The organism is Achromobacter ruhlandii (assembly GCF_002082135.1).
GTDB lineage: Bacteria > Pseudomonadota > Gammaproteobacteria > Burkholderiales > Burkholderiaceae_B > Achromobacter > Achromobacter ruhlandii.
Genome location: NZ_CP017433.1, coordinates 5,843,373 through 5,867,911, shown reverse-complemented (window position 1 = coordinate 5,867,911; position 24,539 = coordinate 5,843,373). Strand labels below are relative to the sequence as shown.

21 protein-coding genes and 1 pseudogene are annotated in these 24,539 nt (G+C 62.3%); 3 read left to right on the top strand and 19 right to left on the bottom strand.

All coding sequences use genetic code 11. From position 1 onward, the window contains the following. Positions 1 to 4: 4 nt before the first annotated feature. From AruCF_RS26595 to AruCF_RS26510, 19 genes and pseudogenes are all read right to left on the bottom strand, one after another. Positions 5 to 700: a VirB8 family type IV secretion system protein gene (locus AruCF_RS26595; RefSeq protein ID WP_083036982.1), complete on the bottom strand. Its 696-nt coding sequence runs from the start codon at positions 698 to 700 to the stop codon at positions 5 to 7. A 586-nt stretch (positions 701 to 1,286) separates the two neighbouring features. After that, positions 1,287 to 2,177 carry a TrbL/VirB6 family protein gene (locus tag AruCF_RS26590; RefSeq protein ID WP_083036980.1) on the bottom strand — a complete coding sequence of 297 codons (891 nt, stop codon included), beginning with the start codon at positions 2,175 to 2,177 and terminating at the stop codon, positions 1,287 to 1,289. Further along, entirely contained in the window at positions 2,177 to 2,926 is a 750-nt protein-coding gene (virB5, locus tag AruCF_RS26585; RefSeq protein WP_083036978.1) for a P-type DNA transfer protein VirB5, read from the bottom strand. The genes AruCF_RS26590 and virB5 overlap by 1 nt, the downstream gene beginning before the upstream one ends. 2 nt (positions 2,927 to 2,928) lie before the next feature. Next, entirely contained in the window at positions 2,929 to 5,388 is a 2,460-nt protein-coding gene (locus AruCF_RS26580; RefSeq protein WP_083036977.1) for a VirB4 family type IV secretion/conjugal transfer ATPase, read from the bottom strand. Next, the gene (locus AruCF_RS30215; RefSeq protein ID WP_083036975.1) at positions 5,385 to 5,786 is read right to left on the bottom strand and encodes a VirB3 family type IV secretion system protein; all 402 of its coding nucleotides are present in this window, start codon (positions 5,784 to 5,786) and stop codon (positions 5,385 to 5,387) included. Before AruCF_RS30215 ends, AruCF_RS26580 begins: the two co-directional genes overlap by 4 nt. A gap of 1 nt (position 5,787) precedes the next feature. Beyond that, positions 5,788 to 6,114 (bottom strand): TrbC/VirB2 family protein, encoded by a 327-nt coding sequence (locus AruCF_RS26570; RefSeq protein ID WP_167385898.1) that lies wholly within the window; start codon positions 6,112 to 6,114, stop codon positions 5,788 to 5,790. A gap of 108 nt (positions 6,115 to 6,222) precedes the next feature. Then, complete coding sequence (locus AruCF_RS26565) at positions 6,223 to 6,888, bottom strand: lytic transglycosylase domain-containing protein (protein WP_083036972.1); 666 nt, start codon at positions 6,886 to 6,888, stop codon at positions 6,223 to 6,225. 3 nt (positions 6,889 to 6,891) lie between these two features. Then, positions 6,892 to 7,509, bottom strand: coding sequence for a TrbM/KikA/MpfK family conjugal transfer protein (locus AruCF_RS26560; protein ID WP_083036971.1), 618 nt, complete (start codon positions 7,507 to 7,509; stop codon positions 6,892 to 6,894). A 15-nt stretch (positions 7,510 to 7,524) separates the two neighbouring features. Then, positions 7,525 to 8,355, bottom strand: a complete 831-nt coding sequence (locus AruCF_RS26555; protein ID WP_083036969.1) for a hypothetical protein — start codon at positions 8,353 to 8,355, stop codon at positions 7,525 to 7,527. Positions 8,356 to 8,415: 60 nt separating this feature from the next. Further along, positions 8,416 to 9,144 (bottom strand): hypothetical protein, encoded by a 729-nt coding sequence (locus tag AruCF_RS30070; RefSeq protein ID WP_254431154.1) that lies wholly within the window; start codon positions 9,142 to 9,144, stop codon positions 8,416 to 8,418. Positions 9,145 to 9,615: 471 nt separating this feature from the next. After that, positions 9,616 to 9,693: pseudogene (locus tag AruCF_RS30210) on the bottom strand (prepilin-type N-terminal cleavage/methylation domain-containing protein); the annotation flags it as partial. Positions 9,694 to 9,759: 66 nt separating this feature from the next. Continuing rightward, positions 9,760 to 10,383, bottom strand: coding sequence for a type II secretion system protein (locus AruCF_RS26545; RefSeq protein WP_083036966.1), 624 nt, complete (start codon positions 10,381 to 10,383; stop codon positions 9,760 to 9,762). A 78-nt stretch (positions 10,384 to 10,461) separates the two neighbouring features. Then, entirely contained in the window at positions 10,462 to 11,562 is a 1,101-nt protein-coding gene (locus AruCF_RS26540; protein WP_083036965.1) for a hypothetical protein, read from the bottom strand. Beyond that, a complete protein-coding gene (locus tag AruCF_RS26535) occupies positions 11,559 to 13,352 on the bottom strand; it encodes an ATPase, T2SS/T4P/T4SS family (RefSeq protein WP_083036963.1) in 1,794 nt (597 codons plus the stop codon). Before AruCF_RS26535 ends, AruCF_RS26540 begins: the two co-directional genes overlap by 4 nt. Continuing rightward, positions 13,349 to 13,885 carry a hypothetical protein gene (locus AruCF_RS26530; RefSeq protein WP_050447569.1) on the bottom strand — a complete coding sequence of 179 codons (537 nt, stop codon included), beginning with the start codon at positions 13,883 to 13,885 and terminating at the stop codon, positions 13,349 to 13,351. Before AruCF_RS26530 ends, AruCF_RS26535 begins: the two co-directional genes overlap by 4 nt. Next, the gene (locus AruCF_RS26525; protein WP_157130058.1) at positions 13,869 to 15,230 is read right to left on the bottom strand and encodes a type IV pilus inner membrane component PilO; all 1,362 of its coding nucleotides are present in this window, start codon (positions 15,228 to 15,230) and stop codon (positions 13,869 to 13,871) included. Before AruCF_RS26525 ends, AruCF_RS26530 begins: the two co-directional genes overlap by 17 nt. 2 nt (positions 15,231 to 15,232) lie before the next feature. Further along, positions 15,233 to 16,924: a type II secretion system protein GspD gene (locus AruCF_RS26520; protein ID WP_083036960.1), complete on the bottom strand. Its 1,692-nt coding sequence runs from the start codon at positions 16,922 to 16,924 to the stop codon at positions 15,233 to 15,235. Between the two features lie 24 nt (positions 16,925 to 16,948). Next, positions 16,949 to 17,686, bottom strand: a complete 738-nt coding sequence (locus AruCF_RS26515; protein ID WP_083036959.1) for a toxin co-regulated pilus biosynthesis Q family protein — start codon at positions 17,684 to 17,686, stop codon at positions 16,949 to 16,951. 15 nt (positions 17,687 to 17,701) lie between these two features. Beyond that, positions 17,702 to 18,028: a hypothetical protein gene (locus tag AruCF_RS26510; RefSeq protein WP_083036957.1), complete on the bottom strand. Its 327-nt coding sequence runs from the start codon at positions 18,026 to 18,028 to the stop codon at positions 17,702 to 17,704. A 1,937-nt stretch (positions 18,029 to 19,965) separates the two neighbouring features. Between AruCF_RS26510 and AruCF_RS26495 the strand changes: the two genes are divergently transcribed. The 3 genes from AruCF_RS26495 to AruCF_RS26485 are packed head-to-tail and all read left to right on the top strand — an operon-like array spanning position 19,966 to position 24,532. Beyond that, positions 19,966 to 21,129: a TolC family protein gene (locus AruCF_RS26495; protein WP_049071434.1), complete on the top strand. Its 1,164-nt coding sequence runs from the start codon at positions 19,966 to 19,968 to the stop codon at positions 21,127 to 21,129. Then, positions 21,126 to 23,297 (top strand): ATP-binding cassette domain-containing protein, encoded by a 2,172-nt coding sequence (locus AruCF_RS26490; protein WP_231891550.1) that lies wholly within the window; start codon positions 21,126 to 21,128, stop codon positions 23,295 to 23,297. The genes AruCF_RS26495 and AruCF_RS26490 overlap by 4 nt, the downstream gene beginning before the upstream one ends. 53 nt (positions 23,298 to 23,350) lie before the next feature. Next, positions 23,351 to 24,532 carry a beta-barrel domain-containing protein gene (locus AruCF_RS26485; protein ID WP_053085990.1) on the top strand — a complete coding sequence of 394 codons (1,182 nt, stop codon included), beginning with the start codon at positions 23,351 to 23,353 and terminating at the stop codon, positions 24,530 to 24,532. The last annotated feature ends 7 nt before the right edge of the window (positions 24,533 to 24,539 follow it).

The window sequence follows — 24,539 nt, the reverse complement described above, 5'->3', positions numbered from 1 at the left end:
ACGATTACCTCAGCGTTTCGACAGCGGTCGAGTAGGAAATGACTTGAAAGCCCAGGGGGTTGTCACGAATCACGCTTTCCGACATCGGAGCGTTGACAAACCTGTAGGCGATGGTGGCGATGAACTGTTCAGTGTTAGGTGAGCGCTGGGGGCCCATCTCGCTGCGCGTAAACCGGACCGTGGCGGTCTGGTTGGGTCCCGGAGTGATCGACCGCACGTTGATGACCAGGCGGGTGTGCTCCCCATACTTCTTGTCCAGGGCTTCCCGGCCGGTCCTGGGGTCGTCTTCGAACTTGGCGTGGTACTGCTGTTGCACGTCCGGCGAGCTGAACAGTCCGCAGCGGTCGTACATGTTTTGCAGGGTGCGCCAGTCGTAGCCTTCGCAAGACAACACGTACTGAGTGACGAAGTAGCGCGCGATCCGATGGCCATAGTCCTCCTGTGCGTCGCCGAGCTGGGATACGTTCTCGACCTCACCTGTCGCATCGTTGACGCGCACGACGTAAGGCGGCTGGGGCGTGTAGCTCAGCATGAGTGCGGCCAGCGCGCCGACCGCCATAAACGCCAGCACAAATGCGCCTACTGTGACGCGCCATGCTTTTGATCTGGAGGAAAGGATCTCGGTCAGGAAATCCTGGTCTAGGCTCCGGTTTCGGTCCAGCTCCTGCTGCAGCGAAAGCTTCGGGTCTTCAAAGGACATTTCGGTCCTCCAATTGCCGAGCGAGATGATGGGGCCGCACGTTTCGTACGGGCGTGAAAGGGCGAGCCGCGGCGAGCGCGGCCAGAATGGCGTGCTTCATCGATTCTCCGAGGAGACTAGGGGATTGAAATCAGAGGGCGCTGGCTACTACGCAGCGCAATAAGAAAGGCACAGCGATTGCTGTGCCCTATAAGTTGACGCGGGTATCACTCGAAAGACGTGAACGATGATGAAGACCTATTACTCTTCACGCCGTTCTTGGCGCTTCCGGTGGTCCCACCACTCATCTTCTTCCCGGCGTCGTTCGTCGCTCCGCGACGCTGTCGTAGCAGGGATTAGGAGCTGGGTCGGCCATTTGAAACAAAGGTACCAGAGGGGTCGCAAAATCCATGTCCAAGCGGCACGGGCGAGACTCACCCATTGAAATGCCGATATAGGTTCGGCGGGCGCAGCCTGTGCAGGTGTAGACAAAGGGACGTGCGAGCCCACCATGGGGTTTTGGGAAAGAGGCTTCCCCAGTGGGGTGATCGGTGACATCGGATGCTCCTCGTTCGGGTGCATGAATGCTTAAATTACTGGTTACATGCTATCCGATCTTTCCTAGAAAGGGAACGGCGATACCCCCGCCCTTGCCGCCAGAAATTTGCCCGGCGACAGAGGAAACCTGCTCGAGCATGTACTTCGAGCACATCATGAAGAAAACAATCGCAGTCAACATGGAGAAGATGTTGATTTGATCCGCCTTGGTGAGGTCAATCAGCCCTTGCTGCAACATGCCGAACATGCCCATGATGAACATAAAGACCACCATGAAAAGCCCTGCATAGATCGCGTAGTACACCGCCTGGTGAAGCCAAGCCTTGAAAAAGCCCTTCGTCGGCTCAAACAGCAAAGCAAGTATGCAGAATGGTCCTAATACTACGACCAGTCCCATACCGATCTTCACCGTAATCAAGACGAGCATCCCGATTGCGCTCATGACTGCCGAGACAACCGTGATGATTACGGAGACCACGACGAATACGAAGGCCTGCGCAATCTTCTTGAGGCCGCTCGGCGCACGCTCCTGCAGCCGCGTGCCGATTTCCGCGCCATTATTCGCCGCGTCGTCCATCATCTGGGAAGGCGTCTTCACGGTGTTGCTGAATAGTTGCGCCATGGATGTGGGCAGGTCCAGCATGGCACTGACAATCTGCTGTTGGTACAGCCCGTTTGCGCTGGCGATGCTCACGATGATCGCTATGTTGACAACTCGCCGACATGCGTGGAGGACCGGCGTTTGGATGGCGCCCGAGCAAATGAGCCACCCGTACCAGACCAGCGCGACGGACAGACCAACGGAAACGAACGGCAATAGTTTGGCGGTGACGGACGCGACCATTGGCGTGACGACGCTCGTTAGCATCTTAGTCACAGACTGGTCGATCCAATTCGCGATCCCGCCGAGACTGGCCAGACTGACCGCGGTGGTGGCCATTATCTCGCTCCAGGAAGTGGCGCGCGAATTGCGCTGAGACTGAAGGAACTATCTGCCAGCTTTTCGGCTTGCTGCTCCATCAGCGCTTGTTCGGCCTCAATCTGGCGGGTGAGCATGTCCGCCCGAGTTTGGTCCGCCTGGATGTTCGCCTGCTCGACGAGCAGCCGGGCCTGCAGGTCAGCGATGGCCTTCGGATCTTGTGCCTGGTTGATCTTGGCCTGGAGCTGGTCCACCTGCTTGACACGGGCGGTCATCGCCTTCTGGGTCTGCTCCATCATCGCCTGACTGCGGACCGCGAGCTTGTTAGCGCGGGCGTCCAGGTTCTTTTTGTCCTGTTCGTAGTTGCCCGTCAACCGTTCTTCACTCTCAATGCGCTCCACCACGTCCGAGATCCCGCCTAGCCCCCCGTTGGAGGCGCGCAGGATTTCCCGGGCATCCGCTGGCAGCGCATCGCGGATCGCCGGGTTGTTCAGGATGTCGCCCAAGTTCCGGGTCCCCGTGAGCGCTTCGAGCTGGCGCTTCTGACTCTCGAGCTGGTTCCTGAGGACTTCGATTTGCTCGGCGTATTTCGCCAGCGTCTCGGCGTGCTTAAGAGCGCGGTCCATGATGCTCGCTGCGTCCACTACCGGGATGCCACTCGCGTGGACAGGTGTCAGGGAGTTGGAGAGAAGGACAGCGGCCAGGAATGCGGTAAACCGCGCGCGCCGGGCGAGATTTGGGCGGTGGTCGGGGGTGTGCGTCTGGGACATGATCAGCTCCTTGTCGCCTCTTGGGCGAGCTTGAGGTAGTGGGGCAGCCAGAGGGCGGGGTCGTCACCATGCTTGGCAACTGCCGCTTCGGCGATTTCGGCCAGGTCTTCGGATCCGGAGAACACCAGCAGCGCTTCGGGACATGATGCGAGGTCAAGTTCGGCCGTGACGGCAGACTCGTTTTGTTTCACGACGAACTGACGGCTGAACGGCGGCAGATCCTTGACCATCTTGAAGACAGCGGGAGATAGCTTGAACCCGTCGATGTAGTCCTCAGCAGTGGCCTTGGGATTCTCGAGAAACATGGCGGTGGCGGACTGCTGAATAAGCGAGCGACCCACAGGGTTCTCCAGGATCGCGGCGGGCTCCTGCGTCGCGAAGACCAGGACGCCGTTTTTCTTACGGACCGTGCGGCTGGCGTCTTGCATCGACGCCTGGAAGTAGGGCACTTTCAGAGGGTGCTGAACTTCGTCAAAGAAAAGGGCGATTCGCCGCCCGTCCATCATCTGGTCCGTTCGATAAAGCAAGTACGTTATTGCCGCGTCACGGATCGTGCCTTGTTCGAGGAACTCCGTTAGATCAAAGCCGAAGAGGTTGTTAGCCGCCAGATCGAGTTCGTCTTTGGGGTTGTCGAACATCCAGCCGTACTCGCCGCCCATGCACCAGCGTTTAAGGCGCTCTTTCAGGCTCAGTTGACCTTCAGGTGCCGGCGCGGCGGGGAGAAAATTAACCAGGTTGGACAGGCATCGATCCTCCAGGTCGATGTGCTCCACGAGGTGATTGACGGCCTTGGCGATCTGCTTCTGCTCGGAAGCGGTGGGGGGTTCCTCCCCGTTTGCCCCCAAGAGCTTGGTCATGCTGGCCATGAATGCGACGTTTGAAGCGGTGTTTGGCAGTTGCAGGTAGTTCCAGCCGGTTCTCACGCCCAGGCGCAGTGGGAAATATTTGCCGCCCATCGCCATGACGGTCACCTGCATGCCGCGATCCTTGTCGAACACGATGCCCGTGTAGTTGAACTTGCGCGCCTGGGTGATCAGATGACCTAAGAGGACCGTCTTGCCGGCGCCGGACTGTCCGATGATGGACGTGTTGCCGAGGCGGCGCTTGCCGGTCTCGTCGACGTCCTCGAGCGTTGCGTGGAAGTTCAAGTAATAAGGCGTGCCGCCCGTCGTCTTGAGCATCGTGACCGCGGGCCCCCAGGGATTGCCCGATGGCTTTCCGAAGAGGTAGTTGTGCATCGAGGAGAAGCTCAGGAAGTTCAGCGAAGTAATCGGCGCCGGGCGAGGGCGCCATTTCCAGTTGCCCGGGAATTGGGCGGCCCACGCGGCCAAGGATGAGCGATCACACAGCCGACCGATGATTTCTTCGTCAGCGAGCGCACCGCTGATATTCGCAGCAGCCCGTAGGGCTCCCTCGCTGTCTTCGCCGAACACCTGGATTGTGGCGTGGTGGTCACCCATGACGAAGCGGCCGGCAGCGAGTTCGTCGCGGGCCTTCTTCAGATCTTCAATCTGCGACGCCGAATAGTCGCCAGAGTCTTCCAGCCACTTGATCTGGCGTGACAGCGCCTTCAGCCCATCGGGCTTGGACATCGCACCAAAAGACTGCGACAGCACAAACTCATGCGGCTGGTTGAGCAGGCAGTTCAGATGGCCAGCTTTGGTGTTGTTGGAGTATTCCCGCAGTTCCAGCATCACATAGCGGCGCGTCCAGTCAGGCCCCCGCATCTCGGCGAGTTCGCCATGCGTGGAGAAGAACTGACGGCTGGTGGGCAGATAGTTGTATAGGCGCGCGTTCACCAGCGGCACCGGCTGCATCTTGCCGTTGAGCAGATAGCCCAGGAATTCGGCCGGTTCCGAAAACCGCGATTTCCGGCGCGGTGCCTCCTCGCCGCCCAGGTCGTGCGGAGATTCCCGCTCGACAATGGATAGCAGTTCCGGTGAATAGCGCTTGAGCGACCCGCGAAGCTTGCGGTTGACGTCATCGAGCTGCTCAATCGCCTGGTTCTGCCAGGCTAGCGCCGAGCGCGCGGTGCGCTTTTCGAAATTTGACAGCAAGCGCAAGGCGGGGTCGATCTGCGCGCGCATGATCACGGTCAGGTACATCTCATTGATCATCGGCGGCTTGCCGGCGAAGACTTTTCGATAGGCTGCATCGTGATCGCGTGAGAAGGCGTCCGGATAGTCGCTTTTGGGATACTCGAAGACCCTGCGACGGACAAGGTGTGACCAGATCCCGAAACCCGTCGGAAAACTCCGGAACACGTTGTTGAGTTCCTCGACCCAGCGGCAGTGCTCCTCGTCGCTGTAGCCTTGAAAGGTGCGTCCGTCGATTCGCCAGACCGAAAGGTACTCCCAGTTGCGGGTCGCGATGATGGTGGGCGTGACGTGATGGGAGTAGGGAACGTACGTGCTGACCGCCGGCTCGTACGCCGGCAGCGCGACGATGGATTGTTGTTTCATCGGTCGTGAACTCCGAGCCAGCGGGCCCATGGGCGCCGCCGGCTGTAGGGTGTTGGCGTGAGGGAGATCGCTCCCCAAAAGCGCTTGTTCTTAGCCAAGAACTTGGTCTTGACCCAAAGCTCCCAGATCCAGAAGGCTCGGTCATCATTGCGACTCAGAATGGCCATCACCGGGTAAAGGATGGGAAAGAGCAGCCAGCCCCACAGCGTGAACGAGGCGGCGGTGACGGTCAGAAAGACCAGACCCGCAAACGCGCGAGTGGGAACCCCTCCGGGAACAGTTGCAGCCCGGGTCGCCCCTTTGAAAAGCGGAAAGCGATTGGGGGGGACGTGCGACCCGACCGCCGCTGGCACCGCGACGGCGGGAGCTTTGGCCTTTTGCTTTGATGCGGCCGCCATGTCAGAACAGCAGCTTGATGATGCCCCCGGCGATGGCGCCAGCGAAGCAGATGCCCACCGCCCACTGATAGGCGGTTTCCTTGCGAATCACGTCGAACGAGTAAAGGATGCCGATAATGCCGGCGGAGACAAGACCGATGACGGGGATGATGAGCCACAGCCAGTCTTTGACTTTCTGCACTGCAGTGGTGGCCTTCTCGAACTGCGCCATCGCCAGTTCCGGTTGCAACAGGAGGAGCACAGCAAGGGTCGCGTATGCCAGGGCGACAAGTGTGCGGCGGCTCCTGGGCTGCGCGTCGACAGGGGAGATATTGGATGCTGCGGTCATTTGAAACTCCAATGGGTGACGCCACCCGGCTGATGAGCGGGGCGGCATTCGTTGAGGAAGATGAGAGGGCCGGTTTTTAGCGGCTAAACACTGGCGAGGGGTGCGCTTCTACTGCGCCGGCAGGCGCGAGGACGGCGTTGGGATCGGCCTGCCGAATATGGCATCTGGGCGCGGTTCGAATGCGTCTTTGCGGGGCGCCACAAAAGCGTCGTCGCGGGGCTTCTGAAAGGCATCGGGTTTGGACGGCTTCGGAAGCGGGGGGCTACGCGTCTTGGTGTCAGCATTGGCGGGCGCGCCGCCCTCCTTCACGATGGCCGGTACCGCCAGGCCAGCGCCGGCGATGACCTTGCCGACATACCCATTCCTGAAGCCCGAGGTCAGGTTGCCCGTGTTGTAGCAACTGAATGCCGCATACAGCGCGTTCTGTCCGGGGCCGTGCAGCTTGGCGGCTCGCTTGTAGCAATCAACGAGGACGCGCTGGGCAGATGCAAGGTTGACGCACGGGTCGAAGATGCTCTCGGGTGTGACACCAAGCCACTTCCAGTTCCGCACGTTGATCTGGCCGTAGCCGACGACGAAGTCCACTCCTTTGGCCATCAGATCGCGCACCGCCTGGACTGCCTCCTCTTTGGACTTCGGGCGGATGCTTACGTGGGGCTTGGCGTTGACGCCAATGGCCAGAGGATTGAATGCGGACTCGTGACGGACCACAGCGCTGAGCGTACTGATGTGCACGTCGGGCGCACACTGCCTGGCGAGGGTAGGGAAGTCCATCGGTCAATTCCCCACCATGCCGAAGCCAGGACTGTGAGCGTTCTGCTCGCGCTCCTTGCGTTCGGCAAGTTCCTTCTCGTACTTGGCCAGTTCACGGTCATAGTCCTTCGCTTCGACCCAGTAACCGCGCTCTTCAGGCGTGCCCACATAGCGGGGTAGGTCGTCATCAAAGGCGGTGTATTCGTGTGAGGCGTAGACGCTGCAGTACCCCGGTCGCTTGTTGCTGATGATCGGGTAACCATCGTCGCTCGTGCCCCGCCACGCACCGAGTCCCGCATTCAAAGCGGCCGCATCGCAGCGGCCCGCGCCGCGTGCAATCGCATCGGCAAGAGATGCCATTTCTTTGGTTTGGTTGGATGACGGACATAGCGACAAAAAGTCATGCCGTGCATCCAGGGTGTCCGAGAGCTTCTTCTTCTTGATGCCGTAGAAGTGCGACAGTGCAGGATCGCATGCCGAGGGCCGATACCCGCTGGAGAGGCAAATCAGGGCCTCGCAGGCAAGCCTCTTGTCACCTTCAAGCAGATCGAAGTCACCAATCCCCTGCGCGGTCGCAAACGAAGGAAGCGCAGGGTAGAGCGCCACGAGGAATATTGTCAGCAGGCGGCGAAAGGACCGCATATTGGATCTCCCTAGTTAGTTGCAGATGCCGTAGTTGCCGACATCGATGAGCTGGCCATGCAAGCGCGTCTCAGTTGTGACCGAGCACCCGCTAACAGACGTGATGTTGACGACGCGTGTCGCGCTCTGGCAGTTGTCGGCATCGCCGCCACTACTGCTATCGCAGTTGCCGTATAAGGTGGCGGTTCGGTTTCCGTTGGAGAGCTGGCAGTAGCCGGACACACCTTTGGTCACGGACGTGCCGGGCGGCATCAGCTGTCCCGTCCATACTCGAGTGGTGTCCCCTAATGTGGTGCCTGATGCGTGTATGCAGTTCAGTTCTGCGGTCGGGCGATAGATGGTGGCGCCGAACATCGTCCCGTAGTTGACTTGCATCTGCGCGGCGATCGTGCCGTGCAAACTGTTGTCGAGTGTTTCGCCGGTCTCGCGGCCACGGGCCTTTGCGATCACGACATCGAGGACGCCGCCCGCGCGAGATGCCGTGCAACCGTCTTGCCACGGTCCCCAGCCCTCGTAGGCGACATCGTTCGCGTTGGCTTGCAGAACGTAGTAGGTCCGGTAGCGGACCTGATTGCCGGTGTACCCGGCGGGGCACTGCGAATACTCGGCCTGCGTCCGGGCGATCCGGCACCCGCCGTAGGTCGTGTGCCACGAGTAGCCACCGACGCAACCGCCGGGCGGAAGCGGCGCGCCCTGGTCGACCCGGATGACCATCGTATTGAGCTCGGTTCCCAGTTGTACGTCAGCTTGATTGGTGGTTGATGCCTGGCTGACAGTGGGCAGGAGCAGCGCGAAGAGCAGGGCGAGCAGGGCCCTGCCCTTGCCCCGCGTGGAGGGAAGGAACATGAATATCTCCGATAGAAGAGCCGCTTGGTTGGCGGCGAGGGGAAGACCTGTGGCGCTGGGCTAGTTTTTGCAGCCCTGAATCACCGAGGCGCGCGCGCCCATGTCTGCGGGTGTAATCACGACGCGGTCGCCGGCAATGCTGGCGCGCTGCGCCATACGGACATAGCTATTTCCTGAGTTCTGGAATGTGCCACTGAAGGAGCCGCCAACCGACACGGCGCCAGCGGCATTGACATAGCCAGAGCCCTGGATGGTTCCGCCGATCGCGCCACCGATATTGATATCGCCACCACGTGCGGTTGCGTCAACGCCCTGCAGGGCGATCTGACGCCAGGGCGACAGCCCCGCAGGGCACGTTACAGCCGGGATTGCAGCGTCGTTGGGAAGGTCGCTGTACGTGCCCGTGATGACGTGGCCGTTCTGGGCGAACCACACACCGCCTGTGCAAACGGCGAGCAGCTTGTTGGCGGTCGAAGCGTATAGGCCTTCAGGCGTGCACGCAGCGCCAGGTGCGACGGCCGTGTTGAGCAGTAATCCAGTATTGGTCTGAATCGCACCGGCCACCGTCAGGGTGTTGTTGAACGTGACTGGTCTGGTTTCTCCGTGGCGGACAAATTGACCGAAGGGCGTGGCACCCAACCCCGCCGCCAGGACTGCATGGCCCGGCTCCGCACCGAAATCGAACCACCCGCGCGGAATGTTCATAAGCGGGCCACGCACATTGGTGCCGCCGTTGGCGTCATGGCCACCATATCCTTCGGCCGCTGCCATCACCTTGCTGAGCAGCACTTGATTGAACCGAGCCGCCTTGCCGGCCGGTGCGGTGCAGGTGTCATTGAGTCGACGACTACGCACATCGCTGATTGGTTGGCAGGTATATACATAGGCGCCTGTGCGGCAGCTGTCACCGGGACATGATCCTTCGCGAACAAGGATGAAGCGGGCGGTTTCGCCGAGGGATGGGAAGCGGGGCGTGCTAGGAGGTAGGAGGCCCAGCGTTGCGAGATCTGCCACACCACCTCGCGCGACCTGTGCTCCTGGGACGGCGACCCAGCTAAGTGCTGGCGGCGGGGGATAGGTGCCCGCTGGGGCGCTAGCGATATTCTCACCGCGCAGCCACGCTTCGTGCTTAACCTGAAGGTCCACAACTGCACCGCGAAGTTGCGCAAGGTAACGGCCGGTGGATTCCGCAGCGGTCGCGTCAACCTGTCGCTTTAGTGACGGTCCGCTCAGGACAACGGCGAGTGTGAGAAGCGCGAGCACGACCATCAACTCGATGAGCGTAAAGCCGGCCTGGCGGTGAACTGATCGAGGCACAGTAACTTCAGAAGGGCACATGGCAGGTTCGCCGTCTATGCAATGTCAGGCGAGGCAACGCCTCGTCCGGATTGCGGGTTTACGGGTTTATCGCGTGGCGAAGACGAACGTGTTGTTGTCACCCTTCACGCAAAGGTCTTGAGCCGTGACTGCATTGAAGGATCCTGGCTCATTGTTCGTGCCTAGCGTCTTTGCTGCGGTTCCGTTCACGCTGATCGTCTCGGACACGGAGTTCAACGTGGTGGCAAGACCTGGGCACGCTCGGTGGTTCACATTGGTCAACGTCAGCCCAAAGCCGCTGCCGGCAGCGCCACCCCCGAGAGCCACAGGGCCGATAGTGATCGTGCCGTTCGAACCCGCGCCTGAGCCTCCCAGTCGGTGGGCCACCGTGGCACCGTTCACTTTGAATACCGAAGACTCGCTCATGGCCGGCGCAAGGTTCGACGCGTTGCTGATGGCTGCGTAGGGCGTTACAGAATCGCCTTCGCCCAGCAAACGGGTCGCCGTCATAAAGCGTTGAAGTTCGGCCGACGCCGGACCAACCCGGGCTTGAACAAAGATGCCTTTGATGGCGGGCATGCTGATAATCACCAGGAAGCCAATGATCGCGATCACGGCGATGACTTCTACGATGGTGTAGCCGCCTTGGCGAAGGCGTTGCCTGGCCGCATGGCTCTTCAAATTTCGGGGTCGCATGGAGAATTTCTTCATGATGAATTCCAGGTGTTTAAAGGCTGAAGTGATGGAACATGTTTGCCGCTTGGGCACGCGTGATGGTTTGGATTTGCACTAGCTCATGGCGTCGAGAACTGCTGCGTTCTGCATGTCGTTCAGAACGCTCAGATGCCAGGCATAGAGGCCTGCCATTGCGAACAAGGCGCAGCCCAAGATGACCCAGCGCAGTACTTGCGCGCGTCCTTCGACGCGCTTGAGGACGACCGTTTCCATCCTGTGGCGGGTCTTCTGTAGAGCGATGTCCAGGCCAAGGGTGCTGGTGAGATCTTCGAGATACCAATAAGTCTCTTGATCCATCAGTCCGACATCGAAAACTTGCGCGCCCGATCTTGAATCTTCAAGACGATTCTGAATGGCCTGCAAGCGCCCGGTCAGCCAACGAGAGGCACCGTCGAATTGAAGTTCGATTGCCTCGCGCAATTGCATCGTCTTTCCGGTCCTTGGCTTGACCGCAGTTGCCGCTGTGCTGATAACGCCAATGCCCTGGACATCCCGGTAGAGGCTGTATGGACCCCAGCGATCCAGAAATCTCCGTATCGGTCCGTCGAGGTACGGGAACGACAGTTGGACCGCAATCCCCGCAACGAGCGTGCCCACCCAAACCCGAGCGCCGCTCTGGCGTATCCATTCGGCGAGGTCGAAGAATGCCAGGCTGTGTGGACTCAGGTACGCACGTGGAGCCGCCGGTAACGATCCGAGAATCATCGGGGCGGTGAAGTAGGGGATTCCAACCATGATCACAAGCCATAACAACGCCATTGCCATGGCCGAAGTCATGAGCGTGGTGACGAGGATTGTCTTCAGCCTGGAGTTCAAGCGCACAAGGCTGGCCATATCCCGCAGTCCGCTGGCCAGCACTGCTTGGCCCTGGCGTTGCAAAGAAACAAATTCAGCAACCTCCTTGGCGGGCAGTGTGCCGTGTAGGGTTTTTCCGATTTCGCCAGTTTCGACAATCTTGTGCGCCCAGTGGGCAGAGAGGATGCCCCGCGCACTGCGCCCATACCGCTGGGCGTCACTGTCGAGGATATTGAGGATCGTCCGTTGGCCTTGAGTGTCCTCGGTCATGTCGGCCAGATACTCGTACCAATCCGCCCGCTGGCGGGAAAACTTGCGCGCGGCCTGGCCGGCCCGAGTCAGAGCGAAGGGCAGCTTCATTTCCGCTCGCTTTGTCGAAGCAGCGTGGCAAAGGCTTGGAAATGCGGCTCAATGTCCCGCGGATCGATCAGGCCTTGACTCATCTTGTAGACAGCGCAGTCCATGGTGGTCTTTCCTTCCATGTCGGGGTGGTCATATACGGCGGTCCTGTGACCGGCGTAAATCTCACGGAGACGCAGCTCATCGCCGCTGCTGATGGCACGAAGCGCTTCTGGATCTGACGACGGTTCGAACATTTCCGCGACAACTGTCCGACCGGCGTACCCGAACAGCTCCGGAATCCCCTTGATCCGACATTTCTCACAACCGTCCGGGTTGCGAACTTTGATGCGACTGCTGCCGAAGTCGTAAAGGGTTTCGATGTCGTCTAGGTAGCGGGCCCAGTCATCCCGCGTCCGGCGCACTCCCAACCGATCGGCGGCGCCTTCAAGCAGTGAAGCTGCCGGCAGTGCGCAATCGCAGGTGACAGGCATCAGTGCTTGGTGTGAGAGCAGCTTCAGGACGCCGGGCGTGCCCAAGGTCGTTCGCGGAACGCCGATCTCGCTGGAAGCAAATCGCTGCGGAATTGAGAGCGCGTGGCCAACGTGTGTCGTTGTATAGAGACTGCTTCCCGACAAGACGATGTCCTGAAATGCTGATCCGGTGAGTGAATCGCGGATTTCGCCAAGAAACACGTCGCTCGCAGCAGCCCGCTTGAGTGCCATGAGCTTGGACCGCATCGTGTCGCGGTCCGAGCCATCAAGTGAGCGAGAGACACTGGCGGCCAAAGCGCGCGGGATGGTCAGTTCGACGGGATCCTCGATCGTCATGACCTTGCGTGTTGCGGGCAACCGCACGATCAGTTGGGCGTTGGTGACGGTTTTTCCCGATCCGGGAATGCCGCCCGTCACGATGGCGCCGCCCTGGCTTTGCAGGCATCGTTCAAATTTCGCGACGTGCGAAGGCATAAAGCCCAGCGTTTCCATGTCCACGGGCTCAACTTTGGCATCCATGTCCAGAATCCGAAGGGTGATGGAGGGTCCCTTGTCTGCCACAAATGATCCCCAGCGCAGCATGTAAGAGCGGTCGTCCACAACTTCGTATAGCCGGCCCTGTTGCTCGTTGGTCATGTCGAGAAAAAGCCCGTTGCCGCCGTGGACATCCAGCCATGCAACGTTTCCCATCTCAATGAGCCGTTCGGTCGGCATCGCCAGTTGCTTGGGCGTGGTGTACTGCCCGTCAATCGTTGCGCTCACATGTGAGATGGCAGCCGTGGTGTCGATGTTCAAGTGCATGTCGCTGGCGCCGTTACGAACAGCCCACGCGGCCAAATCATGAAACCCCACGCGCACCGCAGAGCGTGCGCCAAGCGCGCGCGTCCTGGATGTGCGCTGCTTGACGTCCTTGGCTTGCATGCGCTCACGGACCAAGGCAAGCAGCACGACGGGATTGACTGTGTACACGTCCACGTTGTCGCGCCCGGCGGCCTCCCGAGCACGTAACAGAACGGCACGGTACAGGTCGGAGTCCTGTTCCCCCTGTTTGACGAAGACCACATACCGCTTGCCTTCGAGTTCTGCCACGCATGCTTTCGCAGCGGCTTCAGAGCCGCACCAATCCACGCGCAGAAGTTCGAAGGCCGGACGCATGTTTTCAACATCCTCAAAAGAGTCAAGATGACCTTCCGGGGAGTCGTCAGTTTGGACAGGCGTCGGCGACATGCTCAGGACAGGCGCCGGCTCTTCTTCGCGAAAGCCGACGCGCAACACGCGCGTCATTCGCCGAGTCCATTGGAAAATGCTGAATTTCATGGTGCCCTCTCGTCTAGGCAATAGGTGAACGTCTCTTCCTCTTGCGATAGGAACGTGGCGCAGGGTGGAGAAATCTCCAGCAGACGCATACCCTGGCCAGCGCCCGTGGCCGGCGCGGCTTTCCCGGTCACGTAGACGGCCTGTCTGTTGTCCAGTTGCAGATGCGCGGCCAGGTGGCCGCCCACGCCGACGATGGCGATTAGCCGCGCCAGGCGTTGCTTCGAAGGTGATGCCGAGGCAGCGGTCGCCTGTTCGGGATCTGCCGGCGTGATTCCTATGGCGGGCGGTGCTGCGAGCGACGAGCTCGCGAGCGCTGTCTTGTTCTTCGAGCGTTCAATGGCGAGCGCCTGTTTGGCGTCATGCTCCAGCAGCTCGCGCACCAAGTGGCTTGGCGGTGCCGCCGGAGCTTCCGGCGCCACGGAGAGATTGTCGGATTGCGCCAACACGCCGGCAGGTAGGGCAACCGCCAGGGCGAGGCCCGCCAGACAAAGGGCACGCCGATTGCGCAGCGACGTTTCACGGCGCGAGTACATAGATATCTCCTTTCAAGGTGGCCGAGAACGCGCTCGCGGCAAGCCCCGGTGCGGAGTCCGGCAGGTAACGCACATGCAGCTGCGTTATCTGGGTTGTCGTCGGCAAGGCCAGGCCATAGAGCGAGCGCAGGGGCGCATTGACCACCAGCGCGCGGCTGGCGGGTAGCTTCGTGCCCGACGGCATCGGCACAGGTTCTTCCAGGCCGTTGGGCAACTTGATGTTGGGCACGAGGATCTGCACGCTCGCAGGTTTTGAGAGCGTGAAGTCTTGCAATGCGGGCCGAAGCGCTTGCCAGCTCGGTTCCCAGGTTGTCTGGATCGCGGCTGGCGTCGGGAGGTCCCGCAATGCCACAGTTGGCGCCGAGCGCCCCTTCGGAAGTGGCCATGTTGCGGTAGCAGTATCCAAATCCGGATGGACGATGCGAAACGATTCGGCCAGTGCTGCCCGCAGCGTATGGTTGTCGGCCAGACGTGTACGGCGGTATGTGGCGGTGCACGACCCGACGCCGGGGCGGCAGTCGACTTCCGTCAACCGCCACCGCCCGGGTTCTACTGGCACCGTCAGGATGACATTGAGCAGTTCGGTCATGCCCGTGCTGCCCTGAGTCTTGACCGACTTCGCCCAGGCGCTGATGGCGTTTTCCCATAGCGCATTGGCGTCGAAATGGGGCTGTGCCGCCTGGGCCTCTTCGTGAAGTTTCGCCTGCCGTTCGTCCCACCAAGCGGATCCGTAATCCCATGCCTCGTAGGCGACGACCGCCGCTATGAGCACCCACCAGATGGGCGACACCATGGACAGCCTAAAGGACGCCCTGCGCAAAGCAGACTGTCCATTCACATGTGCAGTGAGCTGTTGCAAGGAGAACAAGCGCGCTTGTGTGATGTAGTTGCTGTGGACCTGGTGTTCCCGGTAGCGCGCAGTCAGTTCTTCGACGGCGTTCTTTGCCTTGGCCTGGTCGGGAAATATCGTGTCGCCGCCCGTCTGCACCACCCCGTCGATGACCACCGCCAACCATACGGATTGGTCGGGAAGCGTGCATGCAACGATATGCGTGCCATGTCGATGCATCTGTGCAAAAGCAGCGGCGCCAGAGAAAAGCGTTGTTCTGCTCTTTGCGCGTGTTTCGCTTCCTTTGGCAGCCAACAAGCCGACCGATGAACTGCGCGCATCACTCTGCACAAAGTGCGTTGCCCGTGCTTTGCGGGCGGTCTTGAGGGCAAGTTTTTCCAGGTCCTCCCCGAGGACGGTGCGCCACTTGAGCCCGAGGACAAGTTGATTCGGCGAGCCCGGTATCGCGACGAGCTTGTAGCTCGTGCGCCGAGCGACTTTCTGTCGCGTTGCCACGGTCAGAATCCTTCTTCTGGGATTGCGGTTACCAACACCACCGTCAGTAGTTGCTGTTCTTGCGAGGCGTCGGACCCTCCCATGAGCATCGGCGCTTTGTCGTCAAGACGGCGCCGAGTTGAACTGTCGGCAGATTGTTGATATCCGCCAATGACCACTTGTTCTCCGGGGCGAACCATCACCTGTTGGACTCGTCCCTGGCCGCCGATGTTGGTCTGCTGCACAAAGGACTGATCGTCACGTGACCCGAGCGGCTGCTTCTTCATTTCGATGAGCCGGGTGTCGTCGTAAGCGATGGTCAGCAGAACCTGGCCGTCATCTTGCGCGTCAGGCACGACCGTGAGGAACGTCCCGACCGTCTTTTCGTCTTGCGTGACCGTGACCGTCGGCGCCGAGCTGTCGGACGTGCTCTGGGTCTGTTGCAGATCCTTGATGTACTGGAAGGTGTTGCGCGTGTCGTACTTCGCGGGGCGGCGGTTCTGCGAAAGAAGCGGAATGCTCTTGTGATTGACGATCGACCCGAGTTGCGAAAGCGCGCTCAGTGCGATGTTGGTGCCAGCGAAGGGGCCGCTGCCCACCGAAGCGCCCACTGAGCCCGCCGCCTGGGCTGCGTCTAGCAAGGGGCCTACACCGGTTGCCGATGCTGTGTTCCCGCGCCCGAGGCTGTTGAACAGAATTTTCCAGTCGATGCTGCCCTGGTTCAGGCGATCGCGCTGGACGGTGATCTCTTCAAAGACGAGGCGCACCCGACGCGTCATCTGGCGATTCTCAGCGTCCAGAAATTCACCGATTCGATCCTGCGCATCCTTTGTATCGGTGACCACGATGGTGTTGGCCGCACCGTCCGCAGACTTGATTACGCCTGCTCGACTGAGGAACTGGCTGAGCTTGGTGACGACAGCGGCCAGTTCACGGGCTTCTTCTTTCGAACTGTTGGTCGACTTGTCCGCGAGCGTCGAATTCGCCGATTTGATGTCGCGTTGAAGGTTTTCTTCAGCGGCTTGGGTCGGCGTGCGGACGACGTAGCTCTTGGTCTCCGTCCGATAGAAGCGAAGCGCACCGATCTTTTCGTCGTAGCGCCAGTAGACGCCTAACCGCAGCGCAATCGAGTCCAGTACGGTGGCGAGGGGCGCTTGGCCCGGGGGCAGGGGAGCCATCTTCGTGCGCGCAACCCCCTGGGGCAGCACCGGGCCTGCGATGCGGTCAACGGCAATACCGGGAATAAGGGCCGGAACCAGCGTGTCGGCCGTGGCCGCCGTAAAGCTGGCACTTGCGGTGGCAATGCCCTGTTCGATTGCCAGGCGCGGAAGGAAATACTCGGCCGGCAGCAACGCGTCCGCTGACACGTGGGTAAGGATGCCGGTGGCAAGTTGGATGCGGTCGGCGAGCGTCTTGAGGTCTGCCGCGCTGTTCTCGAACAACAGCGTCGTGTTGACGTTCGCACGCAGCGCTGGAGGCAGCGTGACATCGCGGGCAAGCGGCTGGGGTCGGCCTGCGATCCACGGTAGTTCAACGACTTGGCCTTTGGCGCGGTCGGTGTCACCTGCCATGCCCTTGAAGGCGTCCATGGCAAAGGCGCCCTTGGAGCCTTCGTGGTCAGCACGGGCGTTAACTCGGTCTGTGGATTGGAGCGCGGAGCAGCCGGACAGGGCTGCAAGCGTCAGCGCGGCCGCTACAGTGCGGTATGCAGTCATGGATATTCCTGGTCAATGCCACGGCTAGGATTGCGGGGCGGGGGAGCGATTGCAGCTGCGGGTGAAGGGCAACATGCGCAGGACGCGGTTGCCGTAGAAGCAGGGGCGGATAGGCGATTCGCTCATCGCGACCGCCTGGGACAGCGCCTGGGTGGCCTCCCGGAAGGAGGCCTCCTCGAACTCGGCCGGAGCCTGTATCGGTATGTCGAAATTCAGTTCCCACTGATCAGGCCCAAACGTCCAGTTGGCGTCGGACGCCCAGCGCACGAGCGCTTGGCGTACCGTCCCGTCCTGCGGGCTGATGCGCCAAATTTGCTTGGGCGGTTCCACGATTTCCGGTTCGGCGACCGGCTCCGTCGAAGCGACCTCCACGGTGATGACGGGGCCAGGCGCGGCCGCGACCTGCTGCGGACTTGTGCTCGCCTCAGTGGTCTGTGCCGTCGTCTCGGCAGCCGGTGCCGGCGTCGCGGCGGTGCTGGCGCCAGGGGTAGCAGCCGTTGCATCGGTAGCCATCGGCGACGTGGCGCTGGCGGGCGACGCTGGACTTTCAAGCTTGGGCGGCGCTTCGGGCACCGGGATCGGGGGAATGTCTGCCGAAGCCAGGGCGGTCGGCGATTTACCCGGTAGAACGGTGCGCGGATCCGCATGGTTGATCAGGATGCGTCCCGAGTCCGGGGGTGTCGGAGGGGCGGGCGGCACGAATCCGCAGGCCGAAAGAAGGCAGGCCGCCGAGACGACGGCCGCCAGAAGGGGTGCTTGCATGGGGGATCCTAAGAGTTACTTGAAAGTCCGGGGCATCACGCCCTGCCGTTCAAGTTCATGATGGACGGCGCGCAACTCGCCGGGTTGGCTCTGTCGCCTCGTGAGTAGCAACAGTTCGAGGAGGATGGGCAGCAGCGAAGCGTCGGATTGCCCGCTCGGAGCGTTGTCCAGCAGGGTGAGGCGCAGCTGCGAGACATGTTCGGCGACCTGGTCGTCGACTTCGAGCCGATCCCGCAGGTACGCGGAAAGCGTCATGCCACGATCCGAAGCTGCCTGCTCGTATCGCCGGCGGGCGGCATCGGACAGGCGGAACGTAATCGGGCGTTCAAGCAGGGAGCGCATGGAGCCGCGCCTCCTCCACCACGATGTGGCCCATGGCCTCAGCGAACGCCTGTCTGAAGGCCGCCCGCCGGATCCTGCGCTCAAGGGCAGAGTCGGGCTTGTCTTTGCAATGGTCCCGGAATTGCTGATCACGGAATTGCGCGGGAGTAAGAGTGGGAGCGGTTTCGAACCATGTCCGGGCTGCGTGACGTGCTGCGCGAGCCGTAGAAGGGAATTCAAAGGCGGCGGCCGTGGGATAGGCCGTGGGCGACTTGGCCATACGGGGCTCCTGCGTTCGATTTTGACGAGCGCGAACGCTTGCCCCCAATGGGGGGCAAGCGGTTCAGTGCGCGAGGGGGACGCCGTCCCGTTGGCCTCAATATGGTTTCGGGAGAGCGCGGCGGGGATTGAAGGGTTAAACGGAGGGATTGCTGAAGCGGCCAGAAACGGGTTGGCCTATTGGGGAGCGTGTGACGAGCCTGATGGCGGCTTTGACCAGATCTTGTCCATAATCATTGAAAATGAACCTGAATCTCTGCAAATCCCTGGTTGAATGTCCAGTTGATGGATTAGGGCTATCACTGCAAGTCGTTGATTAAAAAGACATTGTGATTTACAGGGATTTGCAGATCGGCGGACTTTTAATCCGTTGGTCGCGAGTTCGAGTCTCGCTCAGCCCACCACCCCGAATTCTCGCTTGAGCCCAAGCCTCCCAATCATCGGGAGGCCGGGTGCCCAGGCACCCAGGTCAAGGCACCCAGGTCAAGCCACCCAAAGACGCCGCTTTCGAAGCGGCGTTTTTTTTTGCCCTGCCCTGGGAGCCGACTGGGTATCCGTGCAGCGGCATCCCGCCGACGGGGCTGCCACGCGGCACGCCTCTCTAGGGATTTGTGTCCGGCCCCTTCCGCTGCTCGGGGCGCGACCCCTTTCTTTACCAGCGCCGGTCCCCGCCGCGATCGGCTGATTCCATCATCGGCCATTGCGGTGCGCCGCGCATTGGCGCTGATCGCCAACGCGCAAGCCGAGAAGTCTTTTCGGCGGATATCGAGCGGCGTCGTCGTGTCGATGATTATCCGTTTCCCCGCTCCGGCGCCCGCCACACTTTTCCCGATCAGAAGAACGATTCCGCCACCGCTGCCGCTCAGCGATGTCCTGGCGGATGAAGGGGATGCACGGCAAAGCGCTGGGGGCTCGTTATCCGGATGTAGGTTAATCCGAGAAACGGGATGAAATAACCTGCGCTGAAAAAGCTGTGGGAGAAAATAGCTCTGGAAAATATAAGACTGGATTACTCATTTATGATTATCTATGTGTTTTATTTGTCCAGCCTCCCACAATAATAATTATTAAATTTGGGGCTGCGCATTGATATTCGATTGCTCAATCAAGAAGCCGATTGAAGCGAGCGTTCGAAAAATTAATCCCTATGGCGCCGCGCATGGCGGGCATGCCGTAAGTGCTCTAATTCATTAACCAAATCGTCTCGATTTCTCCGCAGGGGTTGTGCCTGCGAAGGGCTGCCCCTGGCCGAGTGCGCGGAGTGGTTCCAAATGGAATCGCGCCACTGCCTTCGGGTCGAGATAATGTATTTATAAGTTGGTTTTTGTCGTCTGAATAATGAAAAAATATAAGGTGAAAATGCGGGCGGGCTGCAATATTGATTGGCAAAAGCATCGATGCGCAACGATTGCCGTGTCCGATGTTGACACGGGTACGTCATGCCTTTCCTGATGCCGAGGAGGGCCCGCTCCCGCTCATGGGGCGCGATGTTCACGCCGGGAAGGCTTGTGTTGCCGCCTTGGTGCGCGGCCGCCGTCATCGGAATGACCCTGGCCGCGGCGGCTGGCGCGGCCGAGGCGGGGGCGAACGGCGGCGGGGCAGCGCCGGTTGCCGCGCCCGCTGAGGCCGCCCGCCCCGGGGGCGCGCCCATCACATTGCAGGCCTTGGTCGAGGCGGCGATGAGCGGCCATCCGCTGGCGCGTGGCGCCGTGCGGGAGCTGGACGCGGCCAAGGTCGACGTGGAGGCGGCCCAGCGTCGCTGGTGGCCTTCGGCGTCTGTGGTCATGGAGTCGCACTCGACTTCCGTCAATTCGCCCGCTTCGCGAGGCGCCCAGATCGAGCAGACGCTATGGGATGGCGGCCAGATCAATGCCAATATCGACCGGGCCCGCGCGGACGTGAGCAAGAGCGAGGCGCGGGTCACATGGCAGCGCCAGCAACTGGCCCTGCAGGTCATCGGCGCCTGGCAGTCGCTGATCAGCGCCCGGGACCGGATCGCCATCTCCGAGGCAACCATGACGCGCCTGCGCGACTATGAAGCGCAGATGCGCCGCCGGGTGGCGGCCGATGCCTCGCCCGCCGTTGACATCGAATTGGCGCTGTCGCGCCTGCGGCAGACGGAAGTCGACCTGACGACGGCGCGTTCCGCCCTGCGGCTGGCGGCGCAGCGGATCGAGCAACTGTCGGGCGTGGCCGGGCTGGACCGCGAGGCCGACACGCTGGCCGCTTGGCCCGACGCGCAGCGCGTGAAAGACGTTGCCGCCAACCTGCTGGCGGGGGACATTGGCGCCCAGGCCTGGGACAGCGCGGCCGTGAAGATGGCCCAGGGCGATGCGGCCGCGATGCGGGCGCAGCTCGACGCCAAGTCCGCCCAACGCTGGCCGACCGCCTACCTGCGCGTCAACCGCCCGTTGGGCGATGCCTACCCGGGCGCCGGCACCGACCGTGGCGTATCGGTGTTCGTGGGGCTGCGCTACACGCCGGGCGCGGGGTTCTCGACCGGTGTCGAGGCCGATGCCCTGCGCGAGCGTGTGTCGGCGGCAAGCATGGCCGTGGATGCGGCCTGGCTCGAACAGCGCGAGGCGATGCTGGGCGATATCGATCAGATCGCGGCGGCCCAGAATCAGCTGGCGGCGCTGGAGAGTGCCGTCACCGGTTCGCAGCACGTGCTCGACTCCTATTCCCGCCAGTTCACCGCCGGGCGCAAGACCTGGATCGACCTGTTGAATGCCGTCCGGGAACTGGCGCAGAACCAGTACGCCCGGGCCGACTCGCAGGCCGCGCTGGCCGCGGCCGCCTATCGTCTGCAAGTGCGCCTGGGCGCGACGGAGCTGGCGCCGTGAGCGCCGTCCCCAAGATGGAACCGCTGGACACGTTGGCCTGGGCCTTGAACCGGCTGGCCACGTTGCAGGGTTCGGTGCTGGATCCGCTGCAATTGCGGTCCGGCTTGCGCCAATGCGCCGGCGTCCAGCAGCCTGCCGAGTTGCTTGCCCTGTTGTGCCGCCTGCTGGGGGTGGGGGCGCCGCAGCGGCTGCGGCGTCCCGATGCCGCGCATTTGCCGCTGCTGTGCCATCTGCCGGATGGCCAGTGGGGCATCGTGACCGACCTGGCGCCCACGGGCGACTGGATGGTGGCATGCGGCACCGTCACCCAGGCGTTCGCGAGCGCCGCGCTGCAAGACCGCTGCACGCGGATGCAACTGGCGCCGGCGGGTTCTTCCGCGGTCAGCGGCCATCCGGTCGGGCCGGCCCCGGCCGAGACCTTCCGCTCGCGTCGCAACGCGGCCATCCGGCCGTATCGCGGCGCGTTGATCGAAGCGTGCGTCGGCTCCGTCATGGTCGGCCTGCTGGCGCTGGCCACTTCCATGTTCTCGATGCAGGTGTATGACCGTGTCATCCCCACACGCGGCGAGTACACCCTGTTCGTGCTGGCGACCGGGGTATTGATCAGCGTCCTGATCGAACTCGCCGTCAAGATCGCCCGGGCCCGCGTGATGGATCACGTGGTGGTCGGGGTCGACGGCATGCTTTCGCGCGACATCTTCCATCGCCTGATGTCGCTGCGCATCGATCAGGTGCCGGCTTCCGTCGGTTCGCTGGCGGCGCAGATCCGCGGCTACGAACAGGTGCGCGCGTTCTACACCGCGTCTTCGTTGTTCGCGCTGGTCGACCTGCCGATGGCCCTGGTGTTCGTGGCGATCGTGATGGCGCTGGCGACGCCGGCGGTGGGCCTGGTGCTGCTGGGGTTCGCGCTGGTCGCGCTGTTCATCGGCCTGGCATCGCAGCGCCGGATCGCGCGCCAGGCCAAGGAGGGCGCGGCGTATGCCAATCTCAAGACGGGCCTGCTGGTGGAGGCCGTCGAAGGGGCCGAGACCATCAAGGCCGGCGCGGGCGGGTGGCGCTTCCTGTCGCGCTGGCTCGATGTCAGCGCGCGGACCATCGCCAACGATCTCAAGATGCGCCACTTGAGTGAAAACGTGGGGTATCTGGGCGGTTCCATTCAGCAACTCAGTTATGCCTCGTTGATCGTCGTGGGCGCCTTGACGGTGATGCACGGCGACATGACCACCGGCGCCTTGATCGCGTGCTCCATCCTGAGCGGCCGGATCCTGAATCCGATCCTGGCGGTGCCGGGCTTGATGATCCAGCGCGCGCATGCGCTGGCCGCCGAGGACGGCCTGGAAAAACTCTATCAACTCAAGACCGACAACCACGGCGTGCGGCGGCCGCTGGCGCCGGAGCGGATCGAAGGACGCTTCGCGCTCGAAGACGTGTCGTTCGCCTATGGCGACAATCCCGTGGCCTTGCGCGTGCCGAACCTGCGCATCCAGCCGGGCGAAAGAATCGCGGTGGTCGGGCCGATCGGGTCGGGCAAATCGACGCTGCTGCGCGTACTGACCGGCATGTACGTGCCGCAATCCGGGCGCGTGCTGCTGGACGACCTGGATCTGTCGCACATCAGCCGGCTGGCGTTGAGCCGGCAGATCGGCTATCTGCAGCAAGACCATCGCCTGTTTCAGGGGACCCTGCGCGAGAACCTCCTGATCGGGCTGCCCGATCCCGGCGACGAAGAGATTCTGCGCGCCATGCGCCGCACCGGCATGGATCGCATCGTGGCCGCGCATCCGAAGGGCCTGGACCGGCCCATCGTCGAAGGGGGACGCGGGCTGAGCGGCGGGCAGCGGCAACTGGTGGCGTTCACCCGTTTGGTGCTGTGCCGGCCGCGCATCATCCTGCTGGACGAGCCCACCGCATCGATGGACGACGACCAGGAGCGTCGTTGCCTTGGCGTGTTGGCCGAAGAGGCGCGCGCCGGCGCGACGCTGGTGGTCGTGACCCACAAGCCCAATGTGCTGCCGCTGGTGGAGCGCGTCGTGGTCATGATCGGCAATGGCATCGTCAGGGACGGCCCACGTGACGCGGTTTTGAAAGACCTGGAGGCCGCGCGGCGCGAGGACGATGCCCGGCGCGCGGCCGGAGCCGCGCTGGGCGTGGCGGGAGCGCAGGCATGAGCCGGCTGATCATTGATTCCCGTTCGCGGGGCGCGGGGAACGCGTTGTCGCCAATGCTGCCCGCGGACGGATCGGAAGGGGTGTCGCTGGTCACGCCGCCGCGCCGGGCGCGCTGGTGCATGCGCGCCATGTTCGCCGGCCTGTGCGCGTTGCTGGCCTGGGCCGCGGTGGGCAAGATCGACCAGGTCACGCGGGCGCCCGCCCAGATCATCGCCGCCGCGCGCACGCAGGTGATCCAGTCGCCCGATGGCGGCATCATCACCCAGCTGCATGTCAGCGAGGGCGACGTGGTGCATGCCGGCGACGTCCTGGCGACGCTGCAGGAAGAGCGGGCCCGCGCCGCGGTCAGCGACAGCAACGCCAAGGTGGCGGCCCTGCGGATCACGCTGGCGCGCCTGCATGCCGAGGTCTATGGCACCCCGCTGGCGTTTCCCGAGGACCTGCACGGCTACCAGGACTACATGCGCAACCAGCGCGACCTGTACCAGAAGCGCCGCACCGCGATCAAGGAAGACCTGGCGGCGCTGGGCAACATGCTGTCGCTCGCGCGCCAGGAACTGTCGATCAATCGCAAGCTGGTGGCCACGGGCGACGTCAGCCAGGCGGAGATTCTGCGGCTGCAACGCGCGGTGGCCGACATCGAGGCGCAGATGACCAGCCGGCGCAACAAGTATTTCCAGGACGCGCAGGCGGAAATGACCAAGGCGCAGGAAGACCTGACCAGCCAGACCGAGCAGTTGCGCGACCGCAATCAGGTGCTGGAACAGACGCGGCTGGTCGCCACGGCCGACGGCATCGTCAACAACATCCGCGTCAACACGATAGGGGGCGTGGTGCGCCCGGGCGAGACGGTCATGGAGATCCTGCCCACCGGCGGCGACCTGCTGGCCGAGGCGCGGGTCGGCCCCGCCGACATCGCCTTCGTCCAGGTGGGCCAGAGCGCCAATGTGCGCATCGACGCCTATGACTCCTCCATCTTCGGCGTCATGTCGGGCGAGGTGAGCTACATCAGCCCCGACGTGCTGCAGGAAGAGACGCGCCAGGGGCCTTCGCATTACTACCGCGTCCGCATCCTGATCCGGGAAGCGGAGTTCAAGCGCCATTCCTCCGAACAGATCCAGTTGCGGCCCGGCATGACCGCCACGGTGGACATCAAGGCGCGCGAGCGCACGGTGCTCCAGTATCTCGCCAAGCCCATCACCAAGGGATTGCAGCAATCGCTGGGTGAACGCTGACCTGCCT